General features: G+C 71.6%; 9 protein-coding genes and 1 pseudogene. 8 read left to right on the top strand and 2 right to left on the bottom strand.

Annotated features, from left to right (window positions below; genetic code table 11):
* Positions 1-32: 32 nt before the first annotated feature.
* From V7E45_RS05690 to V7E45_RS05650, 8 genes are all read left to right on the top strand, one after another.
* Positions 33-944 carry an urea amidolyase associated protein UAAP1 gene (locus V7E45_RS05690; RefSeq protein WP_333772967.1) on the top strand — a complete coding sequence of 304 codons (912 nt, stop codon included), beginning with the start codon at positions 33-35 and terminating at the stop codon, positions 942-944.
* Between the two features lies 1 nt (position 945).
* On the top strand, positions 946-1,800 hold the full coding sequence (locus tag V7E45_RS05685; protein ID WP_333772966.1) for an urea amidolyase associated protein UAAP2: 855 nt from the start codon (positions 946-948) through the stop codon (positions 1,798-1,800).
* Positions 1,797-5,390 (top strand): urea carboxylase, encoded by a 3,594-nt coding sequence (uca, locus tag V7E45_RS05680; RefSeq protein WP_333772965.1) that lies wholly within the window; start codon positions 1,797-1,799, stop codon positions 5,388-5,390. Before V7E45_RS05685 ends, uca begins: the two co-directional genes overlap by 4 nt.
* A 5-nt stretch (positions 5,391-5,395) precedes the next feature.
* Positions 5,396-7,111 carry an allophanate hydrolase gene (locus V7E45_RS05675; RefSeq protein ID WP_333772964.1) on the top strand — a complete coding sequence of 572 codons (1,716 nt, stop codon included), beginning with the start codon at positions 5,396-5,398 and terminating at the stop codon, positions 7,109-7,111.
* A gap of 74 nt (positions 7,112-7,185) precedes the next feature.
* Positions 7,186-7,869: a TetR/AcrR family transcriptional regulator gene (locus V7E45_RS05670; RefSeq protein ID WP_333772963.1), complete on the top strand. Its 684-nt coding sequence runs from the start codon at positions 7,186-7,188 to the stop codon at positions 7,867-7,869.
* A 1,033-nt stretch (positions 7,870-8,902) separates the two neighbouring features.
* Positions 8,903-9,370 carry a hypothetical protein gene (locus tag V7E45_RS05665; RefSeq protein ID WP_333772962.1) on the top strand — a complete coding sequence of 156 codons (468 nt, stop codon included), beginning with the start codon at positions 8,903-8,905 and terminating at the stop codon, positions 9,368-9,370.
* A 235-nt stretch (positions 9,371-9,605) separates the two neighbouring features.
* The gene (locus tag V7E45_RS05660; RefSeq protein ID WP_333772961.1) at positions 9,606-10,718 is read left to right on the top strand and encodes a hypothetical protein; all 1,113 of its coding nucleotides are present in this window, start codon (positions 9,606-9,608) and stop codon (positions 10,716-10,718) included.
* A gap of 500 nt (positions 10,719-11,218) precedes the next feature.
* Complete coding sequence (locus V7E45_RS05650) at positions 11,219-11,389, top strand: DUF5670 family protein (protein WP_011113206.1); 171 nt, start codon at positions 11,219-11,221, stop codon at positions 11,387-11,389.
* Positions 11,390-12,153: 764 nt separating this feature from the next.
* On the opposite strand, the gene V7E45_RS05645 is transcribed toward V7E45_RS05650, so the two are convergent.
* Together V7E45_RS05645 and V7E45_RS05640 are read right to left on the bottom strand one after the other, a co-directional pair.
* On the bottom strand, positions 12,154-12,699 hold the full coding sequence (locus V7E45_RS05645; RefSeq protein WP_333772960.1) for a hypothetical protein: 546 nt from the start codon (positions 12,697-12,699) through the stop codon (positions 12,154-12,156).
* A gap of 735 nt (positions 12,700-13,434) precedes the next feature.
* Positions 13,435-13,674: pseudogene (locus V7E45_RS05640) on the bottom strand (hypothetical protein); the annotation flags it as partial.

Raw genomic sequence — 13,674 nt, 5'->3', positions numbered from 1 at the left:
CCCCGCACCGACGAAGGGACTAGGGGAAATCCATGACCACCGCGGACAGTTCGACGGCCGGCACACCGCACGGCCGGCGCCCGACCGGGCGGGTTACCGCCCGCACCCGTGATCTGCGTTCGACCGACAGTGTCCGCAGCGCCCGGCACGACGCCCGTGCCCAGGGCGGGCGGCCGGGGGAGTGGATGCCGTACCTTCCGGCGTCCGGCAGCCCGTACCGTCCGCCGGGAGTGGACCCGGCCGCCCTGGTGTGGGCCGAGACGGTGGCGCCCGGCGGCTACAGCCACAAAGTGCTCGCCCGCGGCACCCGGCTGCGCTTCGACGACCCGACCGGTGACGCCTGCGCCCACCTGCTGCTCTTCAACGCCCTGGAACCGGTCGAGCGGCTCAACGTCGCCGACACCCAAAAGGTGCCCTGGCAGGCCTACCTGAGCGAGAACCATCCTCTGCTCTCCGGTGACGGCCGGGTCCTGGCCGTCGTGAGCGCCGACTCCTCCGGCCGGCACGACGCCTTCTGCGGAACCACGACCGACGCCTGGAACGAGCGCAAGTACGGTGACGCCCGGCCCGAGGGCCCGTCACCGTCGGGCCGTGGGCTCTTCCTCAAGGCGGCCGCCAAGCACGGCCTGGGCCGGCGCGACCTGCCACCCAGCGTGTCCATCTTCCAGGGCGTGCGCGTCGAGGCGGACGGCACCCTCGGCTGGCAGGGCAGCGCCGGAGCGGGCACACATGTCGAACTCGTCGCAGAAATGCCCCTGTTGGTGCTGGTCGCCAACGTCACCCACCCGCTGGACCCACGCCCGGACTACGTCGTGGGCCCCCTGCGGGTGCACGCCTGGCGCGGCGCCCCGACCGGTCCCGGCGAGCCGCGCTTCACCACCACACCCGAGTTGCACCGGGCGTATCTCAACACCGTCGACTACTGCGAAGCCAGGGGGCTGTGACATGGCGACCACACCGACCGGGAACACACCCGTCACCCACCCGACCGTCTCGGGCGGCATCGTCGCCTCCACCGTCCCCGTCGGCGCGATCCACGCGGAGGGCACCCGCCTGGACCGGGCGGCGAGCCTGGTCGAGGGCGCCGTCGTACTCGATGAGACGGTGGCCCCCACCGCGCCCTGGTCGGCGGTGGTGCGCCGGGGGCACGTCCTGACGATCGTCGACGTGGGCGGCAACCAGTCGGCCGACTGCCTGCTCTACGACGCCCACGATCCCGAGGAGCGCTACAGCGTCCCCGACACCCTGGCCTGGCAGGGCAACGCCTATGTACGCACCGGCACCGTACTGCGCAGCAACGAGGGCCGGGCGCTGATGACCGTCGTCGCCAACGAGATCGACCGCCAGGACACCATCGGCGGCGCCTGCGGCAAGGAGTCCAACACCCTGCGCTACGGCCACCACGTGATGTTCCAGCACGGCTGCCGGGAGAACTTCCTCGCCGAGGCCGGTCGGCGCGGTCTCGGGGTGCGGGACCTCGTCTCCAACCTCAACTGGTTCATGAACGTGCCCGTCGAGGCGGACGGGGCGCTGGGCATCGTGGACGGCATGTCGGCGCCGGGCCGCCGTGTCGCGGTGCGCGCCGAGACGGACGTCCTGGTGCTGGTCTCCAACTGCCCCCAGATGAACAACCCGTGCAACGACTTCAACCCGACCCCGCTGCGGATGCTCGTCGTGGACCCGGCCCCGGCCGCCGACGGCACACGGTCCGTGCAGTCCGCCGACGGCGCACGGTCCCCGCATGTCGCCGACGGCGCACGGTCCGCGCAGGCCGCCGACACTGCGGAGGGAGCCGCATGATCCGTCCCACCGCCGTACTCGTCGCCAACCGCGGTGAGATAGCGCGCCGCGTGATCCGTACCGCCAGGAGAATGGGGCTCGCCACCGTCGCCGTCTTCTCCGACGCCGACCGGGCCGCCGCGCATGTCCGCGAGGCCGACCACGCGGTCCACTTGGGCCCGGCACCCGCCCGCGACTCCTACCTGCGTGGCGACGCGATCATCGAGGCCGCGCTCGCCCACGACGCCGGAATCGTCCACCCCGGCTACGGCTTCCTCTCCGAGAACACCCTCTTCGCGCGCGCCGTGGAGCAGGCGGGCCTCAGGTTCGCCGGGCCGACCGCCGACCAGATCACCGCCTTCGGCGAGAAGCACACCGCGCGCGCCCTGGCCAAGGCCGCCGGGGTGCCGCTGCTGGCCGGGACGGAGCTGCTGGCGAGCGCCGAGGAGGCCGTCACGGCCGCCGCTTCGATCGGACTGCCGGTGATGGTCAAGGCCACCGGTGGGGGCGGCGGCATCGGCATGCAGGCATGCGCGACGGCCGGCGAAGTACGCGAGGCTTTCGCGCGGGTCGCCGCGCTCGCCGAGTCCCACTTCGGCTCCGCAGGTGTGTTCCTGGAGCGCCTCGTGCGTCCCGCACGCCATGTCGAAGTGCAGGTCTTCGGTGACGGCACCGGCCGGATCGCCGTGCTCGGCGACCGCGACTGCTCGTTGCAGCGCCGCAACCAGAAGGTGATCGAGGAGGCCCCGGCCCCGGCGCTGCCCGCGGCGGTGCGCGCCCTGCTGCACGACTCGTCGCGCCGGCTGCTCGCCTCGGTCGGCTACCGCGGCGCGGGCACCGTGGAGTTCGTCTACGACCCCGTGCGCGAGGAGGCCGCCTTCCTGGAGGTCAACACCCGCCTCCAGGTGGAGCACCCGGTGACGGAGGAGGCGTACGGGGTCGACCTCGTCGAGCTCATGCTGCTGCTGGCGCGTGACGGCACGGTCGACGACACGGTGTTCGAGCGGGAATGGGCGCCCGCCGGGCACGCCGTGGAGGCCCGCGTCTACGCCGAGGACCCCGGCAAGGCCTTCCTGCCCTCCTCGGGCCTGATCACCCGGGCGGTCTTTCCCGGCGAGGGCGCGGACGCCCTGCCCGGCGTCCGAGTCGACGGCTTCGCCGAAACCGGTCTGGAGATCTCGCCGTACTACGACCCCATGCTCGCCAAGGTGATCGCCAGGGGCGCCGGCCGGGACGCCGCGTTCGATCTTCTCGGCCGGGCCCTGGACGCGAGCCGGGTGGACGGCATCGTCACCAACCTGGGCCTGCTGCGCGCGCTGACCGCGCGGGATGAGGTGCGCGAGGCGGTACACAGCACCAGCACGCTCGACACCGCCCACGACCCCGAGCCGCGCATCGACGTGCTGGTGCCGGGCCCTTTGACCACCGTGCAGGACCTGCCCGGCCGACTCGGCCACTGGCACGTGGGCGTGCCGCCGAGCGGGCCGTTCGACGCCGTCTCGTTCGCCGAGGCCAACCTCGCCGCCGGGAACCCGGAGACGGCACCGGGCCTGGAGGTCACCGCGGGCGGGCTGACCCTGCGCTTCTCACACGCCACCGTGGTCGCCGTCACCGGCGCCCCCGTCCCGGTGACGGTGGACGGCACCCCGGTGGCCCGGTGGGAACCGGTGCCGGTGCCGGCCGGCGCCACCCTGGTCCTCGGCACGTGCCAGGGGCCCGGACTGCGCAGCTATGTGGCCGTCCGGGGCGGCATCGACGTGCCCGCGTACCTCGGCAGCGCCTCGACGTTCACCCTCGGCGGTTTCGGCGGGCACGGCGGGCGGGCGCTGCGCGCCGGGGACGTCCTGCGGCCCGGCACCGGCCCGGCCACGGACGGCCGCCCGACCCCGCCCGGGCGACGGCCCGCGATCGTCTCGCACTGGCGGATCGGGGTGACCGAAGGCCCGCATGCGGCACCGGAGTTCTTCACCCGCGAGGACATCGACACCCTCTACGCCACCGACTACCAGGTGCACCACAACTCGGCCCGCACCGGCATCCGCCTGACCGGGCCGAAACCCCGGTGGGCCCGCCAGGACGGCGGCGAGGCCGGACTGCACCCCTCCAACATCCACGACACCCCGTACGCGGTGGGTGCGCTGGACTTTACCGGGGACACCCCGATCGTCCTGGGCCCCGACGGGCCGTCCCTCGGCGGGTTCGTGTGCCCCGCCGTGGTCGCCAGCGGCGACCTGTGGAAGCTCGGCCAGCTCAGGCCGGGTGACACCGTCCGCTTCGTGCCGGTCAAGGAAGCCGACGCGGCCGGCCTCGACGACCACCGCGCCTACCCGGTGCTGACCAGCTCCGGAGGTGACGGTGACGACGGGGTGCTGGGCCGGCTGGAGGCCACCGACGCCCGGCCGGCCGTCACCTACCGCCGGGACGGCGACGACAACGTCCTGGTCGAGTACGGCCCCATGGTGCTCGACCTCGGCCTGCGCATGCGGGTGCACGCCCTGCAGGAGACCCTGGCCGCGCACGCGCCCGACGGCGTCGTCGACGTCACCCCGGGCATCCGCTCCCTCCAGATCCACACCGACCCCCGCCGGCTGCGGGCCCGTGACCTGACCGCACTGCTGCGGGAACTGGAGGAAGAGGTCCCGCCGACCAACGAACTGGTGGTGCCCTCCCGCACGGTGCGGCTGCCGCTCAGCTGGGACGATCCGGCGACCCGGCTGGCCATCGAGCGGTACATGGCCGGGGTGCGCGACGACGCCCCCTGGTGCCCCTGGAACATCGAGTTCATCCGCCGTATCAACGGCCTTCAGAGCGCCGACGACGTCTACCGCACCGTCTTCGACGCCTCCTACCTGGTGCTCGGACTCGGCGACGTGTACCTCGGCGCTCCCGTGGCCACCCCCCTGGACCCACGCCACCGCCTGGTGACCACCAAGTACAACCCGGCCCGCACCTGGACCGCGGAGAACTCCGTCGGCATCGGCGGCGCCTACCTGTGCGTCTACGGCATGGAGGGACCCGGCGGATACCAGTTCGTCGGCCGTACCGTGCAGGTCTGGAACCGGTTCCGCAAGGGCGGCTTGTTCCAGGACGCGCCCTGGGCGCTGCGCTTCTTCGACCGCATCGAGTGGTACCCCGTCACCGCGGAGGAACTGCTCGAACTGCGCGCCGAGACCGATGCCGGCCGCGGTGACTTCCCGGTCGAGGAGGGCACCTTCTCCATCGCCGAGCACCACGCCTTCCTGGCCGCCGAGGCCGGCTCGATCGCCGCCTTCCGGCAGCGGCAGAACGCCGCGTTCGAGGCCGAGAGGCAGCGCTGGCGCGCGGCCGGCGAGTTCGACCGTGACGACGATCCGGCACCCGCGACCGCACCCACCGCCGTCACCGTCCCCGACGGCGCGGTCCCCGTCACCGCGCCGTTCACCGCGACCGTGTGGCAGATCACCGCGGAACCCGGCGCCACCCTGGCCGACGGCGATCCGATCCTCTCCCTGGAGGCGATGAAAATGGAGTCGAAGGTGCACGCCCCCGCCGCCGGAACCCTGCTGGAGATCTACGTCAAGCCCGGTGAACAGGTCGCGCCCGGCCAGATCCTCGCGGCGGTGCGAGCATGAGTGTCATGACACCGGCCGCACGCGTGGCAGCCGCCTACGACCGCGCCGTGAACGCCGGCCGACCCGAGATCTGGATCCACCTCAGGCCACGCGGGCAGGCGCTCGCCGAGGCGGCCGGTATCGACCCGGCGCTGCCGCTGGCCGGCCTGACCATCGCGGTCAAGGACAACATCGACGTGGCCGGCCTCCCCACCACAGCGGGCGCGCCGTCGTACGCGTACGTGCCGCGGGCCGACGCGCCCGCGGTCGCGCGGCTGCGCGCGGCCGGCGCGGTGGTCCTCGGCAAGACCAACCTGGACCAGTTCGCCACCGGCCTCGTCGGCACCCGCAGCCCGTACGGCGCGGTGCGCAACGCCTGGGCCACGGACCGCGTCTCGGGCGGCTCGTCCTCCGGCTCCGCCGTCGCGGTCGCACTCGGCATCGCCGATCTCGCACTCGGCACCGACACGGCCGGCTCCGGGCGGGTGCCCGCCGCCCTCAACGGCATCGTCGGCGTCAAGCCCACCAAGGGACTCGTGCCCGTGACCGGTGTGGTCCCCGCCTGCTACACCCTCGACTGCGTGAGCGTCTTCGCCCGCGACCTGCGACTCGCCCGCACCGCAGCCGAGTTGATCGAGGGCCCGGACCCGTCCGACCCGCTCTCGCGCACCGGCGCCCCGCTCCCCCCGCCCCCCGCCCGCCCGCGGATCGCCGTCCCGGCCCCCCGGCACCTCCAGGACATGGCCGACGGCTGGCGGGAGGCCTTCGCCGCCGCGGTCACCCGGCTGGCGAGCACCGGGGCGGAGATGGTCGAGACCGACATCACCCCGTTGCTCCAGGCCGCGGACCTGCTGTACGGCGGCGCGTTCGTCGCCGAGCGGTACGCCGCCGTCGGCGCGCACCTGGAACAGCACCGCGACCTGATCGGCACGGGCCTCGATCCGACCGTCGCCTCCCTCGTGCTGGCCGGCCGGGAGAAGACAGCCGCCGACTGGGCAGCCGACACCGCGCGCCTCGCCGCGCTGGGCTCCGCCGGACGCGCGCTTCTCGACGGCTGTGCGGCGCTGCTGACCCCGACCACCACCTGGCACCCCACCCTCGCCCAGGTGGCGGCCGACCCGGTCGGCGCCAATGCCCGGCTGGGCCGTTTCACCAACTTCGCGAACCTGCTGGACTGCGCCTCGCTCGCCGTGCCCGCGGGGTTCGTGGACGGCCTGCCGTTCGGCGTGATGTTCACCGGGCCGGCCTTCTCCGACCGCGCCCTGGCCGTCCTGGCCGAGCGGCTCGCCAACCCGGGGCTCGACCTGTTCGTCGTCGGCGCCCATCTCACCGGGCAGCCGTTCAACGCCCAGGTGGTGCAGGCGGGCGGCACGCTGGTGGGTCCGGCGCGCACGGCCGCCGGCTACCGGCTGTACGCCCTGCCCACCGACCCGCCCCGGCCGGGCCTGGCCCGGGTCGCCCCGACCGGGCAGGGCGTCGCCACCGGGCCAAGCGCCGAGGCCGCGCGCGGCTCCGGGAAGGGCGACCTGACCCTGACGGGCATCGAGGGCGAGATCTGGCGGCTTCCGGCGGCGGGCTTCGCGACGTTCACCGCCGCCGTTCCCCCGCCGATGACCATCGGCACCGTGGAACTGGCCGACGGGCGGCAGGTCAGCGGCTTCCTCGTCGAGCCGTACGCCATCGAGAGCGCGCCCGACATCACCCGCTTCGGCGGCTGGCGTGCGTACACGGCCTCCTCGTGAGCGACGGCGGCGCAGCAGCCGTCTCCCTGCCGGGTCCAGCCGGGTGCCCGGCCCCGGGGTGGCAGGATGGGCCCATGACGACGACGCGTCCCCGTCAAGGCAGGCCCCGGCACACGCCGCCGTCCGACCCCGGCACCTCCGCCCGCGAGCAGATCCTCGACGTCGCCGGGGCTCTCTTCGTCGAACGCGGAATCGCCGGCACCAGCACCCGCACGATCGCCGAACGGGTCGGCATCCGCCAGGCCTCGCTGTACTACCACTTCGCCACCAAGGAGGACATCCTCGCCGAGCTGCTGGCCACATCCGTACGGCCCAGTCTGCGGATGGTCGAGCGGATCCGGGCGCTGGTGCCCGAGCGGGCCGAGCCGGCCGCCGCCCTCTACGCGGTGGCCGCCCTGGACGTACGCACCCTCGCCGGCACCACCTACAACATCGGCACGCTCTATCTGCTGCCGGAGGTGCGGACCGAACGGTTCGACACCTTCCGCGCCGAACGGGGCCGACTCCAGGCGAACTACGGCGTCCTCGGCGCCCTGGCGGCGACCGGGGAGGTCGCGCGGAGCATGCCCGCCGAACGGATCGGCGAACTGCTGATCCAGCTCGTGGAGGTCGTCATCCAGATACGGCACTCCCGCGAGCCGGAACCGGCCGACACGGACGCCATCGCGTCGTCGTGCCTGCGGCTGTGCGGCCTCGCCGAGCGAGAGGTGGCCGCGGCCAGGGACCGGGCTGAGGAACTGCTGAACGGTTCTGACTGACCGCTGACTCACCCTGCGCATGGCCCCGTTCGCCGTGGCGAGCGCCCGCGCCACCCCCTCCGGAGGTGCCGCGCACACAGCCGCCTCCACCGCGGCCCGTACACCCACAACCGTTTCCCGCCACCACCACGTCGGGCTTCGCACAGCCGGTTGCAGCCGGTGCGCCTCCGTACGCTGGACGAGCGCTCCAAGCTCGCAGCTTGTACGGCAGCATGCCCGCCCCGCGCCTCGACACTTCCGGGCGCGGGGCGTGAAGCTGTGGTGTCCTCGGCTGCGGGAGGTTGCCGGACAGGCGGCGAGAATGCGGGCCTCGACGACGACGCATCGCCGGCCTGGAGCGGCTCGGCGACACCACTTATGGCGACGACACACGGCGCCTCAGGAAGCAGGCCATGACCGGGGCCAGGGCTCGGGCGCCCGGAGCAGGTAGGCGCGAGCAGAGCGCTGAATGCCCGGCCGGGTGCTGTCCGTAGGGCCGATGCAGCACGAGTTCGAGACGGGGATCATCACTTGCCAAGGTCGGTGCGGGCACAGAGCATGGTGTCCAGGCCGGGACTCGCTCGCATCCCGCACGCCGACAGGTAGGCCGCGAAAAGCAGGTTCCGCATCTCCAGGCTGGGGTTTCTCGCCAGCTCGCACAGCAGCGCCGCGGCCTTGTGATGGGGTTCGGTCGCGTAGACCTCATCGTCGAGGATTTCCTCCCCGTGGCGCGTGCTTCCGCCGCGACCGGGACGCCGTAGTCGACGACCCGGCGACGTCCCGGAATTTGCTGGGCCACTGCCAGGATCCACGCGAGATCGATACGGAGGTTCACGCCGCGTCCCTCGGCGCCGCCTCGCCGGCTTGTCCGGGACGCCGGGGTACCGGTCCTCACCGACTTCCGAATCAAACATGTCCGTCTACGCGGCCGGAACGACGCAGCCCCGGCCATGAAAGCCGCGCGGGTCCGACCGCAGACCGGCCGAGGGGCCCCGCCGCGCCCCGGCCGAGGCCCTTGTCGTGTACCGGCCGGTGCGTGCGATGATCCCCGGTCATGGGGAGACAGATGTGGGGGAAGACGGCCGTGGGCGTGGTCCTGGCCGTGAGCGTGGCGGCCATGAGCGGCTGCGGTGGTGATGCGGAGACCGACGCCAAGCCGGAGAAGACCGCCGCGGCGCCCAGCTTCAGCAAAGCGGCCGCGGCGTTCCAGGACCAGGTCGCGTCCGAGTCCTGCGAGTCGATCGCGCCGAACTCGTGCTGGGACGGAATGCAGGCGCTCATGAGATCCGCACGGACGCTGCGCAAGGCGATGAACGCCAACAAGACGGTGGGCGCCGACTTCTGGACCGAGGCGTACAAGCTGATCGACACCATGGAGGCTGGTATCGCGGAGGGGGCCGACCTGGGTGGGGCTCAGGACGGCGAGAGCATCGAACACGCCACGGCCCGCTCGAACCGGGATGAGGTCTTCGGCGGAGCCCAGCACCTGTCCGTCTGGCTCGACAAGCACCCGATCAAGTAGGAGCACCGAGTTCGACAGTGCTCCAGCGGCCGGAGGCCGCATACACGTCCAGTTCGACCATCCCGGGCCGACGCGGACCCCCTCTTCGGCGGGGAGGCTCAGATGTTGCTCAGACCGCTTGCCCGGGCTCTGCGGCGATGGTCGGATCACCACGTGTTCGAACGGCACCAGCCGTTCACCGCAAGGGGGACTCGTGGAACGTGACCGCCGAAGTCTGCCAGTAAGCGCTACGCGCGTGAAAGCCAGAACGGCAGCCGCGTACGCGGTCGCCGGCATGGTCCATCTCGTGACGGCCGCGTTGTTCATCGGCAGCGTGCTGCTGATCGTCATCGGATTGCGCACGGTTGTTCAGCCCATGATAGGCCTGGTGCTTCTGGGCCTGGTACTTGCTTTGCGCCCGCGGATCGGACAGCTGAATCCCGACCTGCCCACGCTGCGAGAGGCAGACGCCCCGGCGTTGTTCGACCTGTTGGGCGGCATAGCCGACACGTGCGGAGTGCGGCCCCCCGATGCGGTCCAGCTCGCTCCGGAGTTCTCGGTCACGGTCACCCACTACGGGTACCTCCGGAAGCGCTGCCTTGTTGTCGGCCTTCCGCTCTGGGCCGCTTACCCGCCCCAGCAACGCGTTGCCGCCATCGCCCATGCGATGGCCTACGCGGCTCCTCGCAATGTCCGTTCTCGCGCGTTCGTCGCCATGGCCCTCGAGTCACTGACCGCCGGGTCGGGGACCATGCGAGCCAACGACACCGCGTACATCTCCTGGAATGTCAATGCTCTCGCCTTCGGTGCGGAAGAAGTGGCGGCCGGAGCACGGACCTTCAACATCCGGGGCAAGACCAGCGAGTGGGTGCTGTGGATCCCGAGGACGGCCGTTGCCGCGACAGCGCGCCTGCTGCTCTGGCTCACGCTGCCGGCCACTCGGGGTGCAGTGTTGGAGGCGGACGACGCGGCAGCCCGTGCAGCGTCCTTGGAGGCCGTCCTCGCCGCGCTGAACGACCAGGACCTTGCTCGCCCGGTCTGCATGGAAGCGCATCGCCTGGTGATCGAGACGAAGACGCTCGCCACCAAACGATCCACCGCAGCCCCCGAGCAGGACTTCTGGGAGAAGCTCGCCCGTCAGGCGGCACGTCTGCGCGAACAACGAGGCGGTGATGCCACCCGTGATTCTCTCGACGCTTCGCGCGTGGCCCGGTTGAGCGCGGCGCCGAGGCACCCGGCGGCGATCACTCTGGATGAGCCCGGCCTGACCCGTATCGCCGACGAGCTTCGCCTGCCCGAGAAGGCGGTGGTGGACAAGATGATGCGTGACGGCGTCGCTGATGCCCAGCAGCCCATGGCCCTGCGTTAACGACTTCGTCCGCGATCGAGGGGCGGGCGCGCTGGCCTGGCGGGTCGGCTGATCTGCAGGCTGGACAGGCCCTGGCAGACCCGTCCGGTCATGTCAGCGGCTTCATCATCTGGCCGCCGGAGCGTGAGTCTTCGGCTGACCAGGTGGTCGATCAGGCTCTGGCGTACCGGCCGATCTCTTTGTGAGATGGCGTCTCAGCTCCGAGGCCGGACGCGCAGGGCCGCGAGGGTCCGCGGATCTTTTCCAGCACCGCGATGAGCACAGTTGCTGTGTGAACGGGTTTACGGCTGCGACCACGACGACCTCAACCGCTCCGTGCAAGGACGTACGCGACGCTCGTCGGCAGACCGTTGGACGGGCGGTGCGTGATGGGCGTGGTGGGGGCACGATGCATGGCGCGCAGGTCCGTGAATATGCCCCGTGCCTCGCGGAAATAACTGCCACTTTGTGGGCTTGTCAGGACGAGGTAAGGGCACATGGTGGCCAGGAGGTTGATAACGATGGTTCCCCTGCTTCTGGTTCTTCTGCTGGCTCTGATCCTCTTCGGTGCGGGTTTCGCGCTGAAGGCGCTGTGGTGGATCGCGGTGATCGTGCTCGTCGTGTGGCTGCTGGGCTTCGTCGTCCGTACGGCGGACAGCGGTGGCCGCAAGGGCCGCTGGTACCGCTGGTAGACGAGAAGACACTCGGCGCGAGGAACGCGCCACGCGAGCGTGAGTGGGCCCGGGCCGACACGGCCGGGCCCACTGGCGTAAGTGGGCTCTGTCTTACGAGGCTTGGGAGAGATCGGGCGTATCGGGCGCATCGCAGGGCAGGTGAGTGATGCACCGGCCCCGCAGGCCCAGCAGTGGAACCCTGCTCCTCCTGTCTGCGGGGCCGCTGCGCCGGACAGCTCCGAGCGGCCGACAGCGTGGTCAGGGCTCCAACAGGCGGAGGCCATCGGCTGGGGCGCGGATGTCGCCGTCGCGGTGCGCCTCGTCGGTGCCCAGGCCGTCCGGGCGCCACTGGTGCGTGGCCCGCGCGCGAAGCCCACGCTGCCCACCTCCGGAAGTGTTGCGGCGGTTGACCACCCACGTCGGCCTGTATCACCGCTCGGCGCAGGTCCCCCCGATGTGAGGGTGCGGGCATACAACCGGCTGCGGCTCGCCTGCAGCATCACATGCTGGCGAATTGCCCGGCACGATTCGCCTGGAAGAGCGCGGTAGCACCTACGACCAGCCCGTGTGCGGAGAATTCGGTGCACCGCCCTGCCCCCGTCCGCGTCCGGACCCAGGTCACCGACCGTCGTACATCGCTGGTCCCCCTGCGCGGCCGCCAGAAGGTCATTCGGCCCGGGAGGTACTTGGGTTGCGGGGATCAGACGACCAGGCGGAACTCCTGGTCGGAGCCGGCCTGTAAGCCCTGTGCGACCGACCTGGCGCTTGAAGGGGGGGCGTACTCAGCAGCCGTTGCCGGTCGGTGTGAACTCCATACGGGCGTGCTTGTCTGTGTCCCGAGCGTCGTCGTAGACCGCGCTGGTGACCCGGTACCAGATGTCGTCCCTGGCCTTGTCGCCGTCCACGTCGTCCAGACGCACGCACCACTTCTCCGGACGGACGATCCGCCGGTAGCTCTCGGTGCCGGTGCGGACCTCTCTACAGGACGTGTACCGCTCGCTGGTGTACCAGGTGCGCGTTCGCCGTCTGGTGCCCGCGCCCGAACTCGACGTGTGCCTGACCCGCCGGGTACCGGTGGTGCACTTCCTGACCAGATGAGGCCGGGTAGCCCGAGCGGTTTGCACGGGGAGGTGGCGGAGCGTGTCCCGGCGCCCGGAGACGGTGTCCGGCTCTGGCGGAGTCTGCCTGGTGGCGGCGCCGCCGCTCTTGTCTGCGGCGACCACGTAGCCCGTGCCGCCGTCGGCACCCCCGCTCCCGCCGGAGCACGCGACGAGCCCCGCCAGCAGGACCGCCGTCACACCGGCCACTCTCAGGTGTCTGCCAAACAATGTCTTCTCCTTGCGGCTGCTGGACGCACCCGGACAAGGCCTCGGGAAGCATGCATCCGAAGCCCGGAGCGTCATCGTCCGCGCCGAGGCAGCGGTCAGGTTATCCGATCGACGGCTTCCCTCGGCTCGTGGCCGTCGTAGGGACATGGGGACATGCGGCGGCCTTTTGCCGAGTGTTGCGCTGACGAAGGGGAAGTACCGAAGTGACCGGCATGACCGCAACGCACCGCCGCCCCGTGCGCCTGAGGCAGCCACCGCCCTGTGAACCGGCGTGTCGGCAAGGGTCAGCTCTCGGGATTGCCATGAGTGCCCGGGTGGAGACGCAGGGCTTCGTCGAGTGTTGGCCTGATCTGCGGCGGGCCGTGGCGGGTGGATGTCTGCTCAGAAGGTGACGGCCTCGGCGACGGTGTGCTGTTTCGTCCTCGCGAGCTGGGAGGCTGTGAAGCACCCGCCAGCGGCACCCCGGCCGGGCCGGTCGAGGCAGCCGCCTACAGCACATAGTCGATGAAAAGGCAGTTCTCTGGGGACACGTCCAAACTCGCGCGCCGCCTCGAAGGCGCGCAGGTCAGGCTTGCGGTAGGCGCTGTCAGTCGAACGCCACGACCAATCGGACTCCGTCGTCGCCGAATCGGCCGGCCAGAGCCTTCATCACGGCGAAGACGTTGGGCCAGTGAGTCTCCGAACCCAAGACGGCGCCCGCGGTCGCGGATGAGTAGACCCCCGCCATCGGCGACGTCACACCGCTTGCCCACAAACATCGCGTCGGGCCACCGACTCCCGGTCGTCCACGGCCTCATGGCGCTCGTCGTCCGTTGTCTGGATGGAGCCGTAGACGAAGCCGTCCGGCTCCCCTCTGTACGGCCACCTGTGCTCGTTCTCGTGGAGGTACGACACCTGGGCGCCCCGCAGGCCGGGGACCCCCGGCCCGAACTCCTCGCCGCGGCGGGTGAGTTCGCCGTCAGCCTGGGCCTTGTC

Origin of the sequence: Streptomyces sp. IBSBF 3136, from assembly GCF_036815105.1 — a bacterium.
Lineage (GTDB): Bacteria > Actinomycetota > Actinomycetes > Streptomycetales > Streptomycetaceae > Streptomyces.
This window is presented reverse-complemented; position numbering and strand designations above follow the sequence as displayed.